The following is a 23,401-nucleotide window of genomic DNA, read 5'->3' as shown; positions in this document are numbered from 1 at the left end:
TCATGAATAGCAAGACACGTAAAATATTAATCCCACTTGTAGTGATAGCTGTGACGGTACTGCTCGTCATGTTTATTAAAGGCAACCCACCACAAGCAAACCGCTTTTCTTCACCACCGAAAGCGAAAGTAAATGTTGCTGTTAAAACGCTGACGCCAGAATCCTATCAAGTGATGATAGATAGTTTTGGAACGGTTAAGCCGCGTACGCAAAGTTTGTTAGTTGCTCAGGCCTCAGGGCAAATTATCGAAATTAGTGAGCAATTCCGTGAAGGTGGCTTTTTTGAAAAAGGCGATGTGTTGTTGCAGCTAGACGATAGAGATCACCGCGCCGAAGTGAAATCAGCCCAGGCGGCTTTATTAACCGCTGAACAAGGCTTACTTGAAGAACAAGCCCGCGGTCGCCAAGCTGAAACCGATTGGCAGCGCTTAGGTAAGGGCGATGAAGCTAGTAGCTTAGTGCTGCGTAAACCACAATTAGCTGCAGCTGAAGCAAGTGTATTGTCGGCTCAAGCCGCCCTTGAAAAAGCCAAGCTCGATTTAGAGCGTACAAAAGTCACGGCACCATACGCGGGTCGTGTTTTAAGTCGTAGCGTAGACTTAGGTCAAGTGGTGACTAATAACATGGAACTTGCCAGCATTTATGCAATTGACCGTGTTGAAATACGCTTACCAATCAAAAATAAAGACTTACCGTTCATTAACTTACCAGAGCAATTTCGTGATGGTGCTAAAAATAGCGCGGGCTCATTAGTTAAATTTAGCTCAGATCTCGTTGGCAAGCAGCATTGGCAAGGTCAAGTTATTCGTACCGAAGGGGCTATTGACGAAAATGCGCAGCAGCTTTATGTGGTTGCACAAATTAATGACCCTTATAAAGCAACATCTATAAATCAATACCCAATCAAAATTGGTCAATATATCAAAGCGCAGATTACCGGTAAGACGATTGATAATGCCATTGTGATCCCAAATAGCGCGATTTACCAAGGCACTTATGTTTATGTTGAAGAGCAAGGTGTGTTACGTCGTAAAAATATTTCACTTGCTTGGCAAAATGCTAATCAAGCTGTTGTTGCTGAAGGTTTGTCTGCAGGCGATAACTTAGTGATTACACCACTTGGTCAAGTGAGCTCAGGTACGCAAGTGACGGTAATGGGAAGCGAAGAGTATCAAGCTACGAGGGGGAAAGCTAAGCGCCTCAATAATCAAGAGCAACCTAAAGAGCAGGGAGCGCAATAATGATTGCTTGGTTTACAAAGAATCATGTTGCAGCAAACTTATTGCTGATCAGCATTTTATTAGCGGGGCTATTTAGCGTTTCGACACAAATCCCGCTTGAGGTATTTCCATCGTTTGAGTCTGATCGCATTAGTGTCAGTGTATCACTTCGTGGCTCGACGCCTGAGGATGTAGAAAAAGGAGTCTCTATTCGCATTGAGGAAGCTGTTCAAGATCTTGAAGGTGTAAAGCGGATCACGAGTCGTTCATCAGAAGGCTCTTCATCAGTAAGTATTGAGGTCGAGACAGGGTATGATCCAAGGGAGCTATTGGCTGATATTAAAAGTCGAGTAGATGCGATTAACACCTTTCCGGTTGATGCGGAAAAGCCGATAGTTTCGCTTGCCGAATGGAAGCGCGAAGTTATCGCAGTATCTGTTTCAAGTATTTATGGTGAAAAAGAAACACTTGAATACGCAGAAACTGTACGTGATGAGCTTTTGCGTTTGCCAAGTGTAACTCAAGTTGAGTTAAGCGGTGTTCGTAATTACGAAATAGCCATAGAGGTGAGTCAAGATACTTTGCGACAATATGATTTGAGTTTAGCGGATATTTCTTCAGCTATTAAGAACTCAAGCACAGACGTTTCTGCTGGTAATTTAAAAACAGAGGGGGGGGATGTACTTATTCGCTCTAAAGGGCAAGCATATCGTAAGGATGAGTTTGCTAATATAGTGGTTAAGAACCAAGCCGATGGCACTATTATCCGTTTAGGTGATATTGCCCGTATTAGTGATGATTTTGAAGAAACGCCAGTGCGTACTCGTTTCAATGGTAAACAGGCTGCTTTTATTGATGTGTATCGTATTGGCCCGCAAAGTGCGATTGAAGTTGCAGATGCGGTAAAAAATTATATTACTGAGCATCAAAGCCAACTACCGGAAGGGTTTGAGTTAAGTTATTGGGATGATGACTCAGAAGTTGTAAAAAGCCGCATAGCAACGCTTACTAGTAACGCAATTCAGGGCGGAATTTTAGTCCTTGCGCTACTTACCTTATTTTTGCGTCCTGCCATTGCATTTTGGGTATTTATTGGCATACCTGTATCGTTTATGGGCGCATTTTTGATAATGCCTATCTTTGGTATAACACTCAATGTAATCAGCTTATTTGGTTTTATTTTAGTGCTCGGTATTGTTGTAGATGATGCCATTGTTACTGGTGAAAACGTTTATACACACTTAAAAACGGCAGAAAGTGGTGAGCAAGCCGCTATTCGTGGAACGCAAGAAGTGGCAACCCCAGTAACATTTGGTGTACTCACGACAGTTGCGGCATTTTTACCTCTTGCTTTTATTGAAGGTGCGCGGGGCGCTATTTTTGCACAAATTCCTGTTGTGGTTATTCCGGTTTTACTGTTTTCTTTGATTGAGTCTAAGTTTGTATTACCAGCTCACTTAAAATACTTAAAGTTACGTCATGAAAAGGGCGAACCATCGAAATTAGAGCGTCTTCAACAGCGCTTTGCTGATGGCTTTGAACACGCAATAATGAAGTATTACCAACCACTACTTAATCTAGCCTTGAAGAATAAAATGGCTACGGTTAGTTTATTTGTCGGTATTTTTGTAATTATTGTTACCTTGATAACAAGTGGTTGGACTAAATTTACGTTTTTCCCGCGTATTCCAAGTGAAACTGTGCGTGCATCCGTTACTTTTCCTGCCGGAACACCGTTTGAAGTGACCAATAAATACGTCATTAAAATGTCAGACAAGGCAAAAGAATTACAAGATAAATACCGTGATGAAGACGGCCAAAGTGTGATTCTAAATATTTTGGCAACCACAGGTGGTCGAGGTGGTTCGTCAAATACGGGTAGTGTTAGATTTGAGATCATGCCGGCTGAAAAGCGTGAATCAGATATTGGCTCCCGAGAGCTTGCCAGCGAATGGCGTGAGCTTATCGGTATTATTCCTGGCGCTGAAAGTGTCACTTTCCGTGCTGAGTTTGGCCGAACATCGAGCCCGATTGATGTACAGCTAAGCGGCAGCTCAATTGAAATGCTTGAAGCAGTAGCTGAAAAAGTGAAAGAACGGTTATCGACCTATCCAACTGTATACGAAATTGCTGATAGCATGTCAGATGGTAAAGAAGAGCTGCAAATTGAGCTGACAGAACAAGGTTTAGCGCTTGGTTTAAACCGTGTTGATGTATCGCAGCAAGTGCGTAACTCGTTCTTTGGTGCGCAGGTGCAGCGCATTCAACGTGGGCGCGACGATGTGCGGGTAATGGTGCGTTTACCGATTGAAGAGCGCCGCTCGGTTGCAGATTTAAAAGACATTCTTATTAAAACACCTGCTGGTGGTACTGTGCCGCTTTCGCACGTGGCGACTTTAGTGCCGGGGCAAAGCCCATCGTCTATTTATCGTATTGATCGCTATCGCACACTGAATGTAACGGCCGATGTTGAAAAATCAAATACTAACATGACGGTACTGCAAGCAGACTTAAAAGCCTACTTAGATGAGCTCATGGTGCAATACCCAGGTGTTGATTACACACTCGAAGGTGAAGCCAAAGAGCAGCGTGAATCATTTGGTTCACTGGCCTGGGGCCTCGTGTTTGTATTCTTTATTATTTATGCGCTATTAGCGATACCGTTTAAATCCTATATGCAGCCATTAATTGTGATGAGTGTTATACCATTTGGCATGATAGGTGCGGTAATGGGTCACTGGATAATGGGTATGGAGTTAACCATTATGAGCTTACTTGGCATGTTAGCCCTGATAGGCGTGGTAGTGAATGACTCACTGGTGCTGGTTGATTTCATTAATAAAAAGCGTGAAGAAGGCGGTGATTTACTCGAAACTGTGAAAATGGCAGGTGCAGCACGTTTTCGCCCCGTTATGCTAACCAGTTTAACCACCTTTATTGGTTTAATGCCGCTGTTATTTGAAAAAGCAACGCAAGCACAATTCCTTATTCCGATGGCAGTAAGCCTTGGCTTTGGAATCATCTTCGCAACCCTTATCACCTTGCTTTTAGTGCCAGCTAATTACCTATTAATGGAGCGCTTTCAGGGATGGTTTAAATAAGGCGTGAAGATAAAAATTGGCGCTTGGTTGAGACTAGGTGCTAGGAGCTAGGACGCGGGATAAATCTGCTGCTACGGGTAACGATGTGGTGGCGGATTTATCCCACGTTTTAACGCCGAAAAATATAAGAGTTATTAGATATCAGTCGCCAGAAGTTAAATTAGATTGTGTCTACACATCGTTAAAGTGAAATGCTCACCCGTAGGCGTGAAATTTATTTCGCGCGAATAAGTTAGTTATTGTAAAAGCGAAAAACTACAGAGAAGATTTCGATATCTGATAGATAAAAAAGAAAAGGTGTTCCCCAAGTATGCGGTGCCCGGTGTCAGTCCTGAAACCTTGAGGTTTCAGGGCGGGAATCTGCGGTTTACCGTAGGCTTCTCGGTACATGCCGAGCTTGCACAATAGTAGACGAACAGAAACCCTAACATAAAATTTATCGGCTCAGGGACTTAACCAAGCTCCTGCACCCTAGGGAACACCTTTAGTATATAAGACAAGTTTCGATCCTTAAACCATAGAAGTAAAAAAAGCGGATCGTTCGGGTAGTTTTTCCCCACCTTTAACTGCTTATTTACTTTTCAGATTGCTTTTTGACCTCAATCATACAATTAATTGGAGTTGCGATTTATCGAGTGGTAGCATGGCGTTACTTAGCCGAACAAAGAAAAAGTTATGAGCACGTTACCTGATTACCAACAAGCCCAATTGTTATTAGAAAAAAATGAAATTTTTGTCGCACCAGCCGAAGCCCATGGTGTGATCAGTGGTTTATTAGCCTGTGGCATCAATATTGAAGCCGACGAATACTTAGGTTTATTAAGCGATGTATTCAACGATGGCTTAGCCTTCAATAAAGATTTAAAAGCATTTTTTGCTGATGTGTATTCTCAGGTTGTTGCCAGCTTTAGCGATGAAGAATTTCAGTTTGACCTATTCTTACCAAGCGACGACGAAACACTGATCGATTTAGCCAATGGCTTAGTATCTTGGGTATCGGGTTTTATGCTTGGTTTTGGTTTAAAACAAAAAGATTACGGCAAGTTATCAGCGGATGTGAAAGAAGTGATCAGCGACTTTAGTGAAATTACCCGCCTAGACACCCTATTTGAAGAGACTGAAGAAGACAGCCAAGCTCTGCACGAAGTGATCGAGTATGTGCGTGTTTCTGCGCTGTTATGTTTTGCTGAGCTAGGTAAAGAGCCCGCAGACAAAAACCCTAAGAAGACCCTTCACTAATCAAATTACAGAGGTTTAGTATGTCGTCAATTGCAATCGATAAAGCTGAATTTAAAGCCCGTCGTGAGCGCTTACTTGCGATGATGGATAAAAACAGCGTGGCTATTATTCCTGCGGCAGGAGAAGTAACACGTAGTCGTGATACTGAGTATGCATTTCGCCAAGACAGTGATTTTTTCTACCTAACAGGGTTTAACGAACCGGATGCGGTTTTAGTACTGTGTCCTTCGAGCGATACACCAAGTACCCTAATTTGCCGTAACAAAGACAAGCTGGCTGAAATTTGGCATGGTCGCAGAATAGGCTTCGAAAAGGCTAAATCTGAGTACTTATTCGACGCAACTTGTCCACTTACTGAACTAGATGAACAATTATTAGATTTGGTGAACGGCCAGCAGATTTTATTTTATGCACAAGGCACTTATGCAAACTTTGATGCAAAGGTTTGGGATATATTAAGCACACTTCGCGGCGCACCTAAAAAAGGTTACAAAGCTCCGCATACCATCAAAGATATTCGCGGCTTAGTGCACGAAATGCGTTTGTTTAAATCTGACGCAGAATTAAACATTATGCGCGCAGCGTGCGAAATTAGTGCACAAGGTCATATTCGCGCTATGCAATTTGCCAAACCTGGCGCAACTGAATACCAATTAGAAGCAGAGCTTCATCATCATTACGCAATGAATGGTGCTCGTCATCCTGCTTATGGCACGATTGTCGGCAGTGGCGACAACGCCAATATTTTGCACTACACACAAAATGACGCTGAGCTAAAAGATGGTGATTTAGTGTTAATCGATTCTGGCTGTGAACTTGAAGGTTATGCGGCAGATATCACACGCACTTTCCCAATCAATGGCAAATTTAGCGATCCACAAGCGGCGCTTTACAATATTGTATTAGCAGCTCAAGAAGCGGCATTTAGCCAAGTAAAACCGGGTGGTAGCTTATCTAAAGCGAATGAATTGGCTTCGACGGTACTGACGCAAGGGCTCATTGATTTAGGCATTCTAACGGGCGAGCTTGATGAGCTAATGGCAAACCAAGCGTGCAAAGCGTTTTACATGCATGGCCTTGGCCACTGGTTAGGGTTAGATGTTCACGATGTTGGCGAATATAAGCTTGATGAAAAAGAGCGTGTATTTGAGCCAGGCATGGTGCTCACTATCGAGCCGGGTTTATATATTAGCGAAGATGCAAAAGCACCGGAGCAATATAAAGGCATTGGTATTCGTATTGAAGATAACTTACTTGTCACTCAAGATGGCCATGAAAATCTGACCATTTCGGTTCCTAAAACCATTCGTGACATTGAAGCAGTGATGCAAGCAAATAAAGGCTAGGAGCAAGCGTGGCAAAGCAGTTTGATGTTGTCATTATCGGCGGTGGAATGGCGGGTGCAAGTTGTGCACTGGGCCTAAAACAGAGCAATAAGCAGTTATCAATCGCTGTAATTGAAGCAAATGAAGTAAGCGCAGACTATCACCCAAGCTTTGATGATAGAAGCATTGCGCTGGCTCAGCAGTCGGTGCAGTACTTAAAATCAATCAATGCCTTTGATTGCCAAGCGCCATTTGCGGCAGCGATTGAAAAAGTAACCGTATCTGATCGTGGCCATTTTGGTAAAACACATATTGATTGCCAAGAATACGGCCATGATGCCCTTGGCTATGTGGTCGAAGTGAATCCATTTGGGCGTAGTCTTCATCAGCAACTCATAGGTACTGACGTCAGTTTATTTTGCCCTGATACAGTCGCCAAACTTGAATACCAGAGCGACTGTGCCAACGTCACGCTAAGCTCCGATGAGCAGTTAAGCGCAAAGCTTGTGGTGATTGCCGATGGCGCTCATTCGCAAAGCCGTAAACTGGCTAATATTGAGTTTAATACCCGCGCTTATCAGCAAGCGGCGATTATTGCCAACATCGAAGTAGCTGGTGGTCATCATCATCATGCCTTTGAGCGTTTTACCGAGCACGGCCCAATGGCACTGTTGCCAATGAGTAATAATCGATACTCGTTGGTGTGGTGTATGGAGCCTGAGCAAGTTGAGCACACTATGGCGCTTGAAGACGATGCCTTTTTAGCTGCGTTACAAAAAGCATTTGGTTACTGCGGCGGTTCATTTAGCAAAGTGGGTATGCGTGCAAGCTACCCGCTTGTGTACGGTAAAGCAGAATCACTGAGCAGCCACCGCACAGTATTAATTGGTAATGCAGGCCACGCTATTCACCCAATTGCCGGGCAGGGCTTTAATTTAGGCCTGCGTGATGTGCAATTATTGTGTGATATGGCTAATAGAAGCGACCTTGGTGATTACGCCTTTACCCGTTATTACAGTCAAACTCGCAGTAAAGATATTACTACCGTGATGACACTCACAGACAGCCTAGTGCGTTTGTTCTCAAACTCATCACGATTGCTCGCGCTTGGTCGCAGCATTGGCCTTTTCTCAATGGATTTATTCTCCTCGTTAAAAACCCCGCTGGCAAAACAGCTTATGGGTCAGGTTAAGCAAGGTAAACGGATATGAAACAAGCACAAGTTTGTATTGTCGGTGGTGGCTGTGTTGGCCTTACGCTAGCACTAGGTTTAGCAAAAGCAGATATCAGCGTTGTGGTGATTGACGCGAGTAAAAATCAAACCTTACCGGGTGATGATTACGCACTTCGCGTGAGCGCGTTAAGCCTAGCTAGTCAGGGCTTACTCGAGTCTTTAAATGTTTGGCCAGAGATCATTAAACACCGTGCTACACCGTATACGTCGATGGATGTACGTGATCAAGACAGCTTTGGTAAAATTCATTTTGATCATAACGATCTCGACTTACCACAGCTAGGTCATATCGTTGAAAACGACATTATTCGCTATGCTTTAATTAGCGAACTTGAAAAGCAAAGTAATGCCACTTTACTGTTCGAAACCCGTTATCAGCAAATTCATCAAACTGACTCTGATGTGTTTATTACCCTTGAAAGTGGCGAGCCTGTGATTGCTAAATTATTAGTGGCGGCTGATGGGGCTAACTCGGCTATTCGCAAGCAGTTCAACATGCCAATTACCTTTAAAGATTATGACCATCACGCCATTGTCGCCACGGTGAAAACTGCTGATGAGCATAACAACACGGCACGCCAAGTGTTTTTGCCAACAGGGCCGCTGGCGTTCTTACCCTTGCCAGATAAACACACTCACTCAATTGTCTGGTCAACAAGCCCAGAGCATTGCGACACACTTTTAGCGCTTGATGATAGCAACTTTAATAAAGCGGTTATGGCAGCCCTCGATGGCCAATGCGGTTTATGTGAAGTGCAAAGTGAGCGCATAGCGTTTCCGCTTAAGATGCGTTATGCCCAGCAGTGGGTGTCGGGCAACGTGGTATTAATGGGCGATGCAGCACATACCATTCACCCATTAGCTGGTTTAGGTATGAACCTTGGCCTAAAAGACGCCGCTTATTTAATTACCCTTTTAAGTAATGAGCAAGGCGAGTTTGCAAGTGCACGCACGCTGCGTGATTATGAACGTACTCGTAAGCTTGATGCACAAAAGCACATTGCTATGATGCAAGGCTTAAAAGAGCTATTTGCAGGGGCTAACCCACTGAAAAAACTCGTCCGTGGCGTTGGTTTAAGCCTTGTAGACAACCTTGGGCCAATTAAGCACTTATTTGCCAAAGAGGCCATTGGCAAATAACTATATTAGCGATTTTTGTTTCAAACGTTTTCTAAATTGGCTCGGTGTCGAGCCTTTTAATGTTAAAAACCGTCGATTAAAGTTTGATGCGTTTTTAAATCCGCACTGATCGCTAATTGCTGTGATAGAACGATTAGTATTAATAAGTAACTTGCATGCCTTACCAATTCTAAGCTGATTAATAAACTCAGTGAGCGTTCGCTCCATTCGTTTTTTAAAAAAACGATGAAAATGATTTGTACTCATATGTGCCATTTTAGCGAGTTGATCTGCGTATAATGGCTCTGTGTAGTATTGGTAGATATACTCAATTACTTTATCAAACTTATCTTTGCTAGGATCTGTTCTGTCGGTATATCGAAACCCAGAGCTTGATAACGACAAGGCACTGTTATCTTGGCTCATAAGTCTTAGTAATTTTAATAGTCCTAAATATTGCTCAAACGGCTCACTGAGTTCAATTTCTTCAAAGTATGATTTAGCGTGTCGAGCACATGCTTTTGAAAATTTTAATCCTTGATAAGAGTCTAGGAGTAATCCTTCTAGGGAGTGTAGCTCAGGGTGGCTATCAATCAGTTGAAATAACCATTGCTTGGGGATTTGTGCAACATGAACAATTTGGTTGCTCTGATCCTGATTGGGTGTTGATTGCCATGTGTGGGGTAAATCAGGGCCGAGTAAAACTAAATCTAACTCGTCATAAGGCGCAATATAATCACCAATATGACATACACCTTGGCTATTCAGTGTTAAACAGACTTCAAATTCCGGATGGTAATGCCAATTAAATGGAATGTAATCAAGCTGATATTTACAGTATCGCCACGATGAGTTTGTATTGGGGATCACTTTTTCGCACATTGCACGCATTGAATCAGCCTATTATTATTTTTAATTTCCTTATTTGAGCAAATGTTAAGATTGATAGTGATACTATTCTATTACCTTTTGGTATTAACCTACTCCAAGCTTATTCTTATTTATTATCATGGTTTAAATTTTCGTCATAAATAGGCATTAATTGATAGAAAAATACTAGAACAGGTAAGAATTGTACCTCTTAACGTAAGGTTAACGGGATAACCTAGTGCCGCTTTTATAACAATAAATAGGGACTAGGAATGAAGATTAAACACACCAAAGCACCATTTCGACTAAGCATATTGGCAATCTGTACTTCAACATTATTTAGCGCACCAACAACAAGTTATGCTCAAGAGATTGATGCTAAAGACGACATCGAAACCATCGAAGTAAGAGGCATTCGCCGCTCATTAGAAGCATCCATGAATACCAAACGATTTGCCGACGGTGTTGTCGATGCTATCACCGCAGAAGATATTGGTAAGTTTCCTGATAAAAATATTGGTGATGCACTGCAACGTATTTCAGGGGTAACTGTTGACCGTCAATACGGCGAAGTAAGTGGCGTGACAATCCGTGGTACAGCACCTGAGCAGTCACGTGTGTTATTAAATGGACAAACAGTGGCAAGTACATCTTGGTATGATTTAGGCCCTGCCACACGTACTTTCAATATGGAGCTATTATCGGCTGAGCAAGTATCTGCTGTTGAAGTGTTCAAAACGCCTGAAGCAAATATTGAAGAAGGTGCTCTAGGCGGCACGGTTAACTTAACAACGCGTAAGCCTTTAGACCTTGATAAAAATACGCTCATGGTGTCGGCTGAGCTGGCAAGAAGCTCGCTGTATGATGAAACGGATCCTGGCGGTTCTGTGCTATTCAGTTGGAAAGACGATAACGAAAAATTTGGTGTGCTAGCAGCCTATTCATATGAACAGTTAACATCTGGTCGTCATGTATTAGAGTCCATAGGTGGCTACTACGAGTACTTCGCAGAAGATCAAAGTGCAAATCAACAATCAACGGTAGGTGCGTGGAGTATTGGCTCGCAAGCATTTAAAGCAGAGCGTGAGAGAACAAGTGCGCAACTCACGGCACAGTTTACACCAATCGATAATACAGAGTTTGTCGTTGATTATTTTCGTTTTGAATTCGATAACCCGCATGTAAACCATAACTTTTTAACAGTCAGTGCGCGTGGTATGGGCTCATCTAATGTTGTTAATAATTCATTAGGGGGAACAGAGCAGGCAACAATCGAGCCTGGGTATGCATCTATTATATACAACCCTGTGGTGCGTAATGCCGTTAACATGAAGGCTGATGTATTAAACCTATCGGGTAAATATGTTGGCGATAGCTTTACTTTATCAGGGGTTATTGGTCAGTCGACATCCGATGGTGGTACTCAGTTTGGTGCATCTTCTTGGTGGATCCCCGCAACAGATGAAGGCGATAAAATTGGTGATCCGGCATTTCCTGATGGACAAAATAGTACCGATGGGGGGTTTACCTATGATGCAACAGGACCCTACCAAGTATGGTTAACATCACTTGATGCGACAGATGCTTCGCAGCTTAAGCATGCACAAGAAGCTAACTATGAAACCACAGTTCAAGAGCATGAAGTGAGCTATGCGCAATTAGATCTTGAATTTATCCTAGACGGCCAATTTTTTACTGCGCTTGAAACCGGTATTAAATTTAATCGTAGTGAGTTTTCTCGGGTCGCGTTTAATCGTAATCCCGATGAAATAATTGGTTTTGTGCCAGACAGTAATTTTGCAAACTGGAGTGGCGGTGTTTTTACAGGCCTACACTCACAATCTTCAGGCCACACACTTGATTCATATGCCTATCTTGATACCGACAAATGGTGGGCATTTATTTCAGATAAATATAAAGCCGGTGCGCTCACTGAAGTTGCAAATCTAGGTAATACCTTCTCGGTTGATGAAGATATGATTGCTGTGTACGTAAAAGCCGATTTCAGCGGTGAAAACTATCGCGGTAATATGGGGGTGCGCTATGTTGAAACAGAACAAACATCACAAGGTTTTGCAACAGGTCAGCAGTTTGAAGAAACCATCGATTACGATAACTTCTTACCAAGCATTAACTTTGCCTATGATTTAACAGACAACATTATTATTCGTGCGGCAGCATCGCAGGTAATGGCGCGTACCAACTACAGTGATTTAAAACCTGGTTTAGCTATTAATGAAAACTTTGGTAATGCAACAGGGGGTAATCCAGATTTAAAACCGTATGAGGCTGATCAAGCTGATTTAGGCATAGAGTATTACTTCACAGACGCATCAATGTTTTCAGCAGCGTTATTTACTAAACAGATTGAGAATGTTGTCTTCTCAACAGAAGCCGTTGAAACCGTTGATGGCTGTGGTGCGAGCTCAGATCTTTATGATCAATGCCGTGTGACCAGACCGCGTAGTAATGGTGACGGTGAAGTAACAGGTTTAGAGCTACAGCTTCAGCATAGCTTTGATAATGGGATTGGCTTTATAACCAATTACACTTACGTTGATAGCGAAACCAATACCCCTGATAACACCAAAGAAATGGTGCCAGGGGTGTCGGAAAATAGCTTCAATGCATCATTGTTTTATGAAAATGCTTACATCAGCACTCGACTTGCGTACAACTGGCGCAGCGAGTGGATTGGTGTTGGTGCGGCCCAAGCTGTGAAAAACGATGATTATCAGCAAATTGATGCTTCAATCATTTGGCATGCGATGGAAAACCTTGATGTCAGCCTTGAAGGCGTAAACCTGACCAACGAGGTTATCCAATCATACGACACCAATTATGGTCTTACACAAAATACCATTGAATTTGGTTCTCGTTACTATCTAAGTGTTAGCTATAAATTTTAATGGAGTTAGGCCGTGTAATACGGCCTAAACACCCTATGAAAGAAATTAAAAAGTTAGCAATTTTAGGGGGTGGTACAGCCGGTTGGATGTGTGCTGCTTACCTAAGTAAATTCCACACTGATCTGGATATTACCCTGATTGAGTCGAGTAAAATCGGTGCTATTGGCGTAGGAGAAGGATCTACACCTCATCTAAAACAGTTTATGCAACAGCTGGGTATTGCAGAACAGCAGTGGATGCCTCATTGCGATGCGACATTTAAAGCGGGTATTTACTTTAAAAATTGGAATGGTGATCACCGTGCTTATTTTCATCCCTTTTATAGTGAGATGGATATCAATACCGCGGAGGTATTTTTTGTAAATGCCAATGCAAGACGTCGCGGTCATGAGCAGTGGTGTGGCCCCGATAGTTATTTTTTAACAGGACATCTTGCAAAAAACGCGTTAAGCCCGAAAGCCAAGAGCCCGATGGTGCGTGAGCAGCACTATGGTTATCATTTTGATGCCAAAAAGTTAGCTCATATTCTAAAGTGCTATGCAATCGAGCGTGATGTTACACATATTGATGATGAATTTGTTGCAGCAACAACAAATGCTCAAGATGAAATAAGCAACCTAAAACTAAAACACTCAGCACCGGTTAATGCTGATTTTTATATTGATGCAAGTGGTTTTAACGCGCTCTTAATTGGTGAAACACTCGGCTGTAGGTTTCAACCTTTTACAGAACAGCTATTAAATGACAGCGCTGTAACTGTAGCGTGCCCACAAAATATGAATCAGCCGCTACCAGCTGCGACACATTCAACTGCGTTGAGTGCAGGTTGGCTTTGGCAAATTCCTTTAACCTCACGCATTGGCACAGGCTATGTTTATAGCTCGGCTTTTCTCTCAAAACAGCAGGCAGAGCAAGAGCTTGCAGCAACGCTTAATATTTCAGTGAATGACGTTGAATTCAGACATGTGTCCATGAAAGTAGGGGCACGCTCTTCTGCATGGCAAAAAAATGTCATGGCAATAGGCTTAGCACAGAGCTTTATCGAACCTCTTGAGGCGACATCACTGATGGTTACCCAGCAATCCATTTTGTGGCTGAGTGAGGCTATATCAAAAATACAAACAAGTCCTACACAAACTGAAAAACTAAGACTACACACCAATCAACAGCTTCATTATTTAGTGAATGGGATTAAAGATTATATTTGTGCACATTATGCAACATCAAAGCGTCGTGATAGCGCTTATTGGCGTGCTGTAACACAGACTACCGAGATACCAACTAGGTTAGAGCCATTGTTAGCAGCATGGCGAAACGGCGATGATTTTGATGCTTATTTATATCATCAATACCCAGAAAGCGTTTACTCAAGGCCGAGTTGGTACAGCTTACTGGCAGGTATGGACTATAGAGATAGCGCGTTAAATGCCCCCACTGAAAGCGCTCAACAAGAGATCGATTTAGCCGCTCATGCCTATTTAGAGTCGTTATGTAGCAAGCACTTCGAACCGCACATAATGCAGCTTAAGGCAATGCGGCAAAACAACTTTGAATAGTATTAGTAATCGCTTGATAAATGTCACATGGCTTTAATTTTTTAAGCACACTAAGAATTAAGAGTGGTGATTACCACCCCTTGGATCATTTTGTTTGTCCGCCCACAAGCAAATGCAATCACCACTCTGCTTAATTTAGGTATATAACAATGAAAATTAATTACTTATTAGTAACTTTGTTACTTTTTACATTTTTTACTATCTCTTTTATCACTAACTTGCTGGCACCTTTGTTTCCGGCATTAATCGAAAGCTATGACATAGGCTTGGCACTAGCTGGTTTCTTTGCATTTGCTTTTTTTATTGCATACGGCGTGATGTCAATTCCCGCGGGCTTGTTGGTGCAGCAATTTGGTGAAAAGAAAATCATGCAGCTAGCGTTTTTATTAGCGCTGATTGGCAGTGTTATTTTTGTAACTATGCCGACCTTTTTTGTTGCTATGCTCGCGCTATTTTTGATTGGTTGTGCAATGGCGATGCTGCAAGTTGCTATTAACCCATTACTCAGAGCCAGTGGTGGTGCACATAACTTTGCGGTGTTATCGGTAGCCGCTCAATTAATGTTTGGCCTCGCTGCGAGCATTTCTCCATTAGTGTATAGCCACATAGCGGGCTCTGCCAACAGAGGTGAGAAGAGTTGGTTACTACAGTGGGTGCCAGAGAATATGAGTTGGCTCAGTATGTATTTAATCTTTGCTTTGGTATGTGCCGTGATGTTGGTTGCTGTATCACTTGTACCTATGGCGAAAAAGGCCGACGACAACAGCGAAACGTTACATCTCAAAGACAGCTTAGCGCTTTTAAAAGACCGCACTGTGATTAAGTTCTTTTTTGCTATTGCTGCTTATGTGGCTATTGAACAAGGCGTTGCGAATTCAATTTCAGTTTTTCTAGAAAGATATCATCAAATCGATCCACAAACTCAAGGCGCACAAGTCGTCAGCCATTTTTGGTTAGCACTCACATTAGGCTGTTTATTGGGGATTGTATTATTGAAACTGTTCAACGCTAAACGTGTATTACAAGGTTTTAGTGTTGCTGCCAGTGCCTGCTTTATTGCTGCAATATTCGGTAGTAAAGAGGTTGCAGTGATGGCTTTTCCTGCGGTTGGATTTTTCTTATCTATTATGTGGTCCGTAATATTTTCTCTTGCCCTGAACTCAGTGTCATATGGGCATGGAGCTGTGTCAGGTGTTTTATGTACAGGGATTATCGGTGGAGCGCTTGCATCGCCAACCATCGGTTTGATTAGCGACCAGACTAATAGCTTGCAGTTGGCTCTATTGATTGTGCTTATTCCACTGGTTTACTTATTCAGTGTGGGAATATGGGCCAAGCCACTTGTTAATAATCACACCATTAATATTTTTAAGCGTAACGCGCAAACGTCGATTTAAATAAATTTAGAGTAGAGGCTGAGATGTCAGACACCATTTTATGCGTAGATTTAGGCGGAACTAAAGCACTGGTTGCTCAAGTTGATGAGCAAGGGGTTAAGGAAAAACATTACTTTGACGTTGATAGCCATTTAACTAAGCAGCAGATGAATCAATTTTTGTATCGCATTATTGATCACGTGATAGAAAAACATTGCAAAGGCATCGTTGTCGGCGTGCCAAGCATGGTGTTACAGCCGACAGGTGTGGTTATTGAAACGATCAATATTCCCCATTGGTATGATGTTCCTTTAAAAACATTATTAGAGAATCGTTTTAACTTACCGGTTCTGATCCATAACGATGCAAATTGCTTTGCGATGGGGGAGTATAAATATTCTCAGGTAAACCCAGACGATAATCTTGTTGGTGTCTGCATTGGCACTGGGTTGGGGGCAGGACTTATTTTAAATGAGCAACTATACACAGGAAAGCATTCTGCGGCAGGCGAGTTTGGTAGTTTTCCCTATTTAGATGGCATTATCGAAGACTACACATCTGGGCAGTTTTTTAAAAATCAACAAACCACAGGTCGTGCAGCTTACAACCACGCACTTAACGGCGACACCCAATCATTGCGTTTATTTACGCAGCTAGGGCAGCATCTTGCGCATGCCATTAATCAGGTAATACTTGCCTTTAACCCAGATAAAGTTGTGTTGGGTGGGTCTGTTGCTCAATCCCACGCGCTATTTATGCCAGCGCTTAAATCGGAACTCGCCTTACTGGTGCAGCCCATTATTATGCAGTCGCTGCAAATTACCATTAGTGAGCTTGGTGACAATGCGCCATTACTCGGTGGTTATGAGTTATTTCAACTTGCTGCATCTGAAACGAATTTATTGGAACAAGCATCATGAACAAGGTTATTTTATTGGTTATAACAGGGTTGCTATTGCTGACGCATTCAGCCCAAAGTGCGACTCAAACAGAGTTAAATCGTTTAGCGGAGAGTCTACAAGTAAACTATCAGTTGGTAGATGCAAACCCCGTAAACTGCCCAGCGCCACATGAAAAGCAATGTTATTTATCAGCGCTTACATTTACCTCTAGCACTGATATTGACCCACAACAGTGGCACATTTACTTTAGCCAATTAATGCCTGTTTATAAGGTCGATTCGAAGTGGTTTGATATTGAACATATCAATGGTGATATTCATCGTATTTCGGCTAAACAAGCATTTAAAGATATGCCGGCAAATACCGCTTTTGCAGTACAGTTTTATAGCCAAGAGTCGCAAATTACTCGTTCAGAATTTTTACCTAACTTTATACTCGCTGCACCAGGGCTTGATAGTAAGGTTATTGCCAGTACTAAAACATCTGTCGATAATGAAACACAACTTGAGCTACAGCCGTACTTGCAACCTTTCACTACTGACGCACAACTACAAGTGAGCGATGACGATGAAACGCCTTGGATGGGCGCAAATTATCTTTATGATAGCTACACAAAACCGATATTTAAAACAGCTCCGTTAGGGTTAATCCCTTCACCTATAAAGCTTGAACAGCTTTCAAGCTCGCGTATTGATTTAAGCAAAGGCATAAATGTCGTAGCTAAAAAGTCGCATTATATTGCTCTCATACCGGCATTAGAGCGACTAGCCAAGTTAGGAGTACCACAATCGAAAGAGGGGATTGTGATTAATGTATCGCAGCAATTAACGTCTCAGTTACCTGATGCGTATGAACTTACCTTACGTCATAACGCCATAACAATAAATGCAAACAATACAAGGGGTGCTTTTTATGCCTTACAAAGTCTTGCTGCCTTAATAAGCTTAGATGATTTAACCTTACCCGAGCTGAAAGTTACAGACGGCGCTAGGTATGAATACAGAGGCATGCATATCGATGTGGCCCGTAATTTTAGATCAAAGGCATTTATTTTAAATACGATAGAGCAAATGGCTGCGTATAAATTAAATAAGCTTCATTTACACTTAGCTGATGACGAAGGCTGGCGTTTGCAGATTGCGGGTCTTCCTGAACTAACTTCTGTAGGAGCAAATAGGTGTTTTGATTTAACAGAGCAAACTTGCCTGCTACCTCAGCTTGGTGCAGGCATAAATGCTAACTCTGGCATAAATGGCTATTTTAGTCGCGCTGACTATATTGAAATTTTACAGCATGCTAAAAAACATTTTGTTGAGGTGATCCCCTCATTTGATATGCCAGGGCACTCTCGAGCAGCAGTTGTTGCAATGGAGGCACGTTTTAATCATTTTATGGCATTAAATAAACCAGCCCTTGCAAAGCAATATCGACTTACCGAGCCTGAAGACACTACTGCATATAGCTCTATCCAACATTACAAAGACAACACGCTGAATGTATGCCTTGATACAACCTATGACTTTATCGATAAAATCTTAGACGAGGTTATTACACTTCATAAAGAAGCGGGTGTGCCTTTAAACACATACCATATTGGTGCCGATGAAACAGCTGGAGCTTGGTTACAATCACCAAGCTGTATCGCATTACAGCAAAAAACCAAGATACACTCGTTTAATGGTTACTTTATTGAAAGAATAGCTAAGCTCGTTGCCGATAAAGGCTTAAATGTGGCGGGGTGGAGCGATGGTTTAAGTGATGTGAATGTAAATAATATGCCCAGTAATGTGTATTCCTACGCATGGGCAACATTAAGTGACGAAGGTCACAAAGTCGCGCATAACCACATAAACAATGGTTGGAAAGTCGTTGTGACCAGCCCTGATGTTACCTATTTTGATTTTCCTTATCAGTCACACCCACAAGAAAGAGGAAATCATTGGGCAAGTCGTGCCATAGACAGTAAAAAAGTCTTCTCTTTTATGCCGGATAACTTACCCGCACACGCGCAAATTTGGCGCTCTGTAAAGCATCAAACCTACGTCGCCGATGATAGCCAATCAGCAAGAACGGCGGATGCATACGGTATTCAAGGACATTTATGGTCTGAACTATTACGAAGCGATCAACAAGCTGAATACATGATGTACCCTCGCTTGTTTGCGCTTGCCGAGCGAGCATGGCACAAAGCTGAGTGGGAACTTGATTATAAAAACGAAGGCGCTATTTATAGCCATAAAACTCAACAGTTCACTCTAGCCATGCAGCAACAAAAAGAGCAAGACTGGCAACACTTTGCAGCTCTTGTCGGGTTTAAAGAGCTTGCCAAGCTTGAGCAAGCAGGGCGCTTTTATCGTATTCCCACAGTGGCAGCCAAAAAGACGGACAGTGGCATTGATGCGTTTGTTCCCTATCCAAATATTGCTGTCGAGTATCAAGATAAGTTAGGAAATTGGCATCGTTACGATAGCCATAATAAACCTTTGCAAGCTGTCAAAGTAAGAGCGAAGAGTATCAATAATGAAAGGGCAGGTCGTGCTTTAAAACTAACTAATTAAATCAAAGCACTGTCGATTTTTAAAGCCGCAATTAGCCTGCTGATTGCGGCTTTTTCATGTTGTACACACAGCAAAATGATAGCGCTGTCATTTTTGTTAGTGTATGATTAAATTTTTGTGATTGGTATGGAAATTAAACGGCAGAAAGCTGCTATTATGACCCGCCAAATAAAAATAATTAACCAAGAGAACAATTATGGAAGCAACGGTTGAGTGTGACAACAACACAAAACAAAGCATCTGGCTGCCAATGGTATTGGCCGGCTCGATGTTTTTTATTCTAGGGTGTATAACCTGGCTTAATGGCGCAATTACACCATTCTTACAACAAATGCTTGAGCTATCGCCGTTACAAGCTTCGTTTATTATCTCCTCATTTTACATTGCTGTAACCGTTGCTGGTATTCCATCTGCAATGCTTATAAAACGAGTCGGCTATAAAAACGGTATGGCGATTGGTTGCGCTATTATGGCTTTGTCGGCGTTAATGTATATTCCGGCCGCTAAACTGCAAATGATCGAAATCTTTTTGTTTGCTCAGTTAATGATTGGTGTTGGGCAAACTGTTTTACAAACTGCTGTTAACCCGTATGTGGTTAAAATGGGCTCTGAAAAGTCAGCCGCAGTGCGTGTTTGTATTATGGGCTTATTAAATAAGTTTGCAGGTGTTATCGTGCCTGTTATTTTTGCTGCTGTGGTTGTAAGTGGTGTAGTGGATGGTGCGGGCAAATTATCGCAAGAACAAAAAGACATCATGGCAAATAGCCTTATCATGCCTTATGTACTGATTGCTGGTTTAATCATGCTTTTTGCGGCATTTGCTAAATTTGCCCCATTACCTGATTTAGTGTTTGATGAAGATCAATCATCAAATGGCAAAGGCGAAATTAAAGAAACTCTTGCACACCCTCACTTAGTTTTAGGTGTTGTTGGTATTGCGCTATACGTTGCTGTTGAAGTGATTGCCGCAGATACTATTGGCTCGTACGCGTTGCAAATTGGTGTAGCTGACTATTCAGTGATGACCTCATACACCATGGCGTGTATGTTAATTGGTTATGCAATTGGTATTTTAACTATTCCACGCTTTATGAGTCAGCAAACTGCGTTATTAATGTCGGGTATTGCCGGTATTATCACAGTCTTGTTAGTGGTTATGGGTAGCAACGACTCATTCATTATCTCAAACTTTTTATTAGTGCCATTTGGTGGCCCAGAGCTTCCAGATCCTCTGTTATGTATTGCTTTACTCGGTTTTGCTAATGCTATGGTGTGGCCAGCAATTTGGCCTTTAGCGCTTGCAGGCTTGGGCCGTTTAACTGGCACAGCCTCAGGGTTATTGATCATGGGTATTGCTGGTGGTGCATTAGGTCCTTTATTAATTGGCCTTGGGAACGTGGCAGGCCTTGGTGCACAAGGCGCGTACATTGTGATGATCCCAAGCTATGTATTTATCTTATTCTATGCCTTAAAAGGTCATAAGATGAGAAGTTGGAAATAACTTGGTGTAATAATTCAAGTTAGGCAAAGCCGCGGTACGCCCATCACCGCGGCTTTTTTTATTTCGTATAGGTTATCTTAATGGTTATGCTTTAATAAACGCGCCATGCAAGCATAACGCCTACACAATTATATAAGCGCCGCCGTAGGCGTGAAATTCATTTCGCGCGAATTTATTCCACAAAAAAGCCGTGGGATTTTCATCACACGGCTTTTAAACTTTCGTTAAGTCATTTTATTAGAACGAGTAGCTGTAACCTAGTTGTAGGGTACGTGGTTTACCAGTTTGGATACCACCATGAGCGCGGTTTGCAACGTAAGTCTTATCAAACAAGTTATCTACAGTTAGATATACTTTTTGTTTGTCGTCGATAAGGTATTTAGCTGCTAAATCCCATACTACACGGCTGTCGATTGCATTGCGGCCTGAGTCTGATAGGTCTGCATGCGCATCTGAAACATAGCGCATTTGCGTATCGAATACGAAGCTTGAGAACGCAGCACCAACAGAAAGGGCTAGCTGGTTTTCAGGCACGTATGGCATTTCATCACCACTTGTTACACTTCCCCATAGGTCAGATTCAAAATCGTTTTCGAACTCAGAGTCAGTGTATGTGTATGTTAAGCGAACAGGGAATGATGCGGCATTGCTTGTAAATACTTTACCCGCGCTTAGCTCAAAACCAGATACTGATACTTCACCATAGTTGTATTGGTCGCCAATGTTGTCATCACTACAACCTACAGCTGCAGTACAGTTACCATGCATGTTGCTGTAGTCAGAGTTAAAGTAAATGACTTCACCAGTGATTCCAGCGTAATCATAACGACCACCAAGCTCAATATTTACACTCTCTTCTTCTTCTTGGTCAGCGTTACCTGGCGCTGCTGGAGCATAACCTTTTTGGATACCTGCAAGCAGCGTAAGGTTGTCGTTTAATGTATAAGTTGCGCCAAGTGAAGGCACTAAAATATCGCTGTCGTTGCTGATATCTTTTGTTAGGCCATTAGAGCGTGTTGGATCAGACTTAGACCACTCTTCACGTGTAATCGTAATATCTTCGTAGCGTAGGCCAGCATTAATGATTAATGCGTCAAGAGTCCATTGATCTTGGATAAAGAATGTTGTCGCCTCAGCGCTATCTACGCGGTTACTATCAGAACCACGTACGCCTCTTTCAGTTAGCGTCATTGAAAGGTCTTGATTTAGCGTGTATGTGTCTTGCCACTGAAAGCGGTCCATCTCGTCTTCATGGTAACGAGCACCAACAGTAATGTAGTGGTTACCTGCTGGAATGTGGAACTCAGTTTGTAAGCCTTTTGCTTGGTAGTCACGGTTATTCGCTTTTACGCCAATGCCTTCGATACCTTCGCTTGTTGGGTTTGCTTCAAACTCGCTGTATTGCTCAAGGTAGCTTGTACCCACTTTACTTGCTTTATACCAGTTACGGTGAAAGTCGTTTACATAAGCCGTAGCCAGTAGTTCGTAACCGTCACCAAAACGATATGCATAGTTTAGCTGATACGCATTGTGGCGTGTATTCATTTCATCGTTTTGTGATGCTGCATAACGACGGTATGGGCTTTCTTTGTAATCTGCATCTGTTAAGCCCATATATGTTTCATCAGAGCGCTCATCAGAATACTTTAGTTTCATTTCTAGGCTATGGGCTTCGTTATCGCCAAAATCAAAACCAAATTTTAAGAGTAAGTCATTTTTCTCAAACCCAGTGTTGTCACTGCCAACAGGTAGATCTTTAAAGCCATCAGCACCATAAGAGAATACTTCTACAAGGCCCGCAGCATTGTTTTTCTTTTTACCGTAGTAAGCATGGCCTTTATAGAAGCCATCACTACCAAGCTCGGCATTAAACAATCCTTTAGAGCCTTCTGTTGGTAAACTACGAGAAACTAAGTTTAAAACACCACCTGTTGTACGAGGACCATATTTAACAGAGGCTGCACCTTTTAGTACTTCGATAGACTCCATACGACCCATAGTAGGGAAGTAATAAGCTGAAGGGGCAGAATATGGAGCAGGGGCTACAAGTACGCCGTCTTCCATTACAGATATTTTATCATTACGAGAAGTGCCCGTGCCGCGCATGCCGATATTTGGGCGAAGGCCATAGCCATCTTCCTCTTGTACATAAACGCCAGGTACTGAGCTCAATACACGTGAGATATCTGTGTATTCAAACTTTTCTAGCTCTTGCTCGCTAATAAACGTTGCTGAACCTGGAATATCATTAATAGCTGCAGCTGAGCCAATTACAGTAATTTGTTCAAAGCTTTTTTCTTCTTTTGTTGCATCTTTTGCAAGTGCATTGGCGCTTAAAGATAACGCGATTGCAGTCGAAAGTGTTGAAACAATAAACTTAGGTGTCATTGTGTGTCCTGTCTGTGCTTGGTTTTGAAACGGTGTAATTTAAACATGGAAAATAATACGAATCAATCCTATTTGTACTAAAATAGGTACTAATGATTAAGTT

The 23,401-nt window shown here is 42.3% G+C and carries 14 protein-coding genes and 1 other RNA gene; 12 read left to right on the top strand and 3 right to left on the bottom strand.

Features of this window, described 5'->3' with window-relative positions; all coding sequences use genetic code 11:
* The first annotated feature begins 2 nt into the window (after positions 1 to 2).
* Entirely contained in the window at positions 3 to 1,241 is a 1,239-nt protein-coding gene (locus tag L3V41_RS11020; RefSeq protein WP_062570349.1) for an efflux RND transporter periplasmic adaptor subunit, read from the top strand.
* Positions 1,241 to 4,321 (top strand): efflux RND transporter permease subunit, encoded by a 3,081-nt coding sequence (locus L3V41_RS11015; RefSeq protein WP_237127731.1) that lies wholly within the window; start codon positions 1,241 to 1,243, stop codon positions 4,319 to 4,321. Before L3V41_RS11020 ends, L3V41_RS11015 begins: the two co-directional genes overlap by 1 nt.
* Positions 4,322 to 4,618: 297 nt before the next feature.
* Here L3V41_RS11015 and ssrS read toward each other — a convergent pair.
* A non-coding RNA gene (ssrS, locus tag L3V41_RS11010) (6S RNA) lies at positions 4,619 to 4,802 on the bottom strand.
* 194 nt (positions 4,803 to 4,996) lie between these two features.
* On the opposite strand from ssrS, the gene L3V41_RS11005 reads away from it, so the two are divergent.
* From L3V41_RS11005 to L3V41_RS10990, 4 genes are read left to right on the top strand one after another with little or no spacing between them, the layout of a single operon-like run.
* The gene (locus L3V41_RS11005; protein WP_062570351.1) at positions 4,997 to 5,560 is read left to right on the top strand and encodes a UPF0149 family protein; all 564 of its coding nucleotides are present in this window, start codon (positions 4,997 to 4,999) and stop codon (positions 5,558 to 5,560) included.
* Between the two features lie 20 nt (positions 5,561 to 5,580).
* Positions 5,581 to 6,906, top strand: coding sequence for a Xaa-Pro aminopeptidase (pepP, locus tag L3V41_RS11000; protein WP_237127730.1), 1,326 nt, complete (start codon positions 5,581 to 5,583; stop codon positions 6,904 to 6,906).
* 8 nt (positions 6,907 to 6,914) lie between these two features.
* Positions 6,915 to 8,096, top strand: a complete 1,182-nt coding sequence (gene ubiH, locus L3V41_RS10995; RefSeq protein ID WP_237127729.1) for a 2-octaprenyl-6-methoxyphenyl hydroxylase — start codon at positions 6,915 to 6,917, stop codon at positions 8,094 to 8,096.
* A complete protein-coding gene (locus L3V41_RS10990) occupies positions 8,093 to 9,259 on the top strand; it encodes an FAD-dependent monooxygenase (RefSeq protein WP_062570354.1) in 1,167 nt (388 codons plus the stop codon). Before ubiH ends, L3V41_RS10990 begins: the two co-directional genes overlap by 4 nt.
* Here L3V41_RS10990 and L3V41_RS10985 read toward each other — a convergent pair whose 3' ends face one another.
* Positions 9,260 to 10,129: an AraC family transcriptional regulator gene (locus tag L3V41_RS10985; RefSeq protein ID WP_062570355.1), complete on the bottom strand. Its 870-nt coding sequence runs from the start codon at positions 10,127 to 10,129 to the stop codon at positions 9,260 to 9,262. It lies immediately after the preceding gene.
* A gap of 251 nt (positions 10,130 to 10,380) precedes the next feature.
* Here L3V41_RS10985 and L3V41_RS10980 point away from each other — a divergent pair, with 251 nt between their 5' ends.
* From L3V41_RS10980 to L3V41_RS10955, 6 genes are all read left to right on the top strand, one after another.
* Positions 10,381 to 13,017, top strand: coding sequence for a TonB-dependent receptor (locus L3V41_RS10980; RefSeq protein ID WP_237127728.1), 2,637 nt, complete (start codon positions 10,381 to 10,383; stop codon positions 13,015 to 13,017).
* Between the two features lie 35 nt (positions 13,018 to 13,052).
* Entirely contained in the window at positions 13,053 to 14,573 is a 1,521-nt protein-coding gene (locus L3V41_RS10975; protein WP_237127727.1) for a tryptophan halogenase family protein, read from the top strand.
* A 149-nt stretch (positions 14,574 to 14,722) separates the two neighbouring features.
* Positions 14,723 to 15,970 carry an MFS transporter gene (locus tag L3V41_RS10970; protein ID WP_237127726.1) on the top strand — a complete coding sequence of 416 codons (1,248 nt, stop codon included), beginning with the start codon at positions 14,723 to 14,725 and terminating at the stop codon, positions 15,968 to 15,970.
* A 23-nt stretch (positions 15,971 to 15,993) separates the two neighbouring features.
* Complete coding sequence (locus tag L3V41_RS10965) at positions 15,994 to 16,869, top strand: ROK family protein (RefSeq protein ID WP_062570358.1); 876 nt, start codon at positions 15,994 to 15,996, stop codon at positions 16,867 to 16,869.
* Positions 16,866 to 19,409, top strand: coding sequence for a family 20 glycosylhydrolase (locus L3V41_RS10960; RefSeq protein WP_237127725.1), 2,544 nt, complete (start codon positions 16,866 to 16,868; stop codon positions 19,407 to 19,409). The genes L3V41_RS10965 and L3V41_RS10960 overlap by 4 nt, the downstream gene beginning before the upstream one ends.
* 196 nt (positions 19,410 to 19,605) lie before the next feature.
* Positions 19,606 to 20,910 carry an MFS transporter gene (locus L3V41_RS10955; RefSeq protein ID WP_062570360.1) on the top strand — a complete coding sequence of 435 codons (1,305 nt, stop codon included), beginning with the start codon at positions 19,606 to 19,608 and terminating at the stop codon, positions 20,908 to 20,910.
* Between the two features lie 237 nt (positions 20,911 to 21,147).
* On the opposite strand, the gene L3V41_RS10950 is transcribed toward L3V41_RS10955, so the two are convergent.
* On the bottom strand, positions 21,148 to 23,298 hold the full coding sequence (locus L3V41_RS10950; protein WP_062570361.1) for a TonB-dependent receptor: 2,151 nt from the start codon (positions 23,296 to 23,298) through the stop codon (positions 21,148 to 21,150).
* Between the last annotated feature and the right edge of the window lie 103 nt (positions 23,299 to 23,401).

The organism is Pseudoalteromonas sp. L21, from assembly GCF_021728035.1.
Taxonomy (GTDB): domain Bacteria; phylum Pseudomonadota; class Gammaproteobacteria; order Enterobacterales; family Alteromonadaceae; genus Pseudoalteromonas; species Pseudoalteromonas arabiensis.
Note: the sequence above shows the minus strand (reverse complement) of the source record. Positions and strands in the feature narration are given on the sequence as shown.

Excerpts from the sequence above, each read along its gene's own strand:
- L3V41_RS10970 (WP_237127726.1), top strand. The coding sequence starts at position 14,723 with ATGAAAATTAATTACTTATTAGTAACTTTGTTACTTTTTACATTTTTT.
- L3V41_RS11015 (WP_237127731.1), top strand. The coding sequence starts at position 1,241 with ATGATTGCTTGGTTTACAAAGAATCATGTTGCAGCAAACTTATTGCTG.
- L3V41_RS10955 (WP_062570360.1), top strand. The coding sequence starts at position 19,606 with ATGGAAGCAACGGTTGAGTGTGACAACAACACAAAACAAAGCATCTGG.
- L3V41_RS10985 (WP_062570355.1), bottom strand. The coding sequence starts at position 10,129 with ATGCGTGCAATGTGCGAAAAAGTGATCCCCAATACAAACTCATCGTGG.
- L3V41_RS10950 (WP_062570361.1), bottom strand. The coding sequence starts at position 23,298 with ATGACACCTAAGTTTATTGTTTCAACACTTTCGACTGCAATCGCGTTA.
- L3V41_RS10965 (WP_062570358.1), top strand. The coding sequence starts at position 15,994 with ATGTCAGACACCATTTTATGCGTAGATTTAGGCGGAACTAAAGCACTG.
- L3V41_RS10960 (WP_237127725.1), top strand. The coding sequence starts at position 16,866 with ATGAACAAGGTTATTTTATTGGTTATAACAGGGTTGCTATTGCTGACG.
- L3V41_RS10975 (WP_237127727.1), top strand. The coding sequence starts at position 13,053 with ATGAAAGAAATTAAAAAGTTAGCAATTTTAGGGGGTGGTACAGCCGGT.
- L3V41_RS10980 (WP_237127728.1), top strand. The coding sequence starts at position 10,381 with ATGAAGATTAAACACACCAAAGCACCATTTCGACTAAGCATATTGGCA.
- pepP (WP_237127730.1), top strand. The coding sequence starts at position 5,581 with ATGTCGTCAATTGCAATCGATAAAGCTGAATTTAAAGCCCGTCGTGAG.
- L3V41_RS11020 (WP_062570349.1), top strand. The coding sequence starts at position 3 with ATGAATAGCAAGACACGTAAAATATTAATCCCACTTGTAGTGATAGCT.
- L3V41_RS11005 (WP_062570351.1), top strand. The coding sequence starts at position 4,997 with ATGAGCACGTTACCTGATTACCAACAAGCCCAATTGTTATTAGAAAAA.
- L3V41_RS10990 (WP_062570354.1), top strand. The coding sequence starts at position 8,093 with ATGAAACAAGCACAAGTTTGTATTGTCGGTGGTGGCTGTGTTGGCCTT.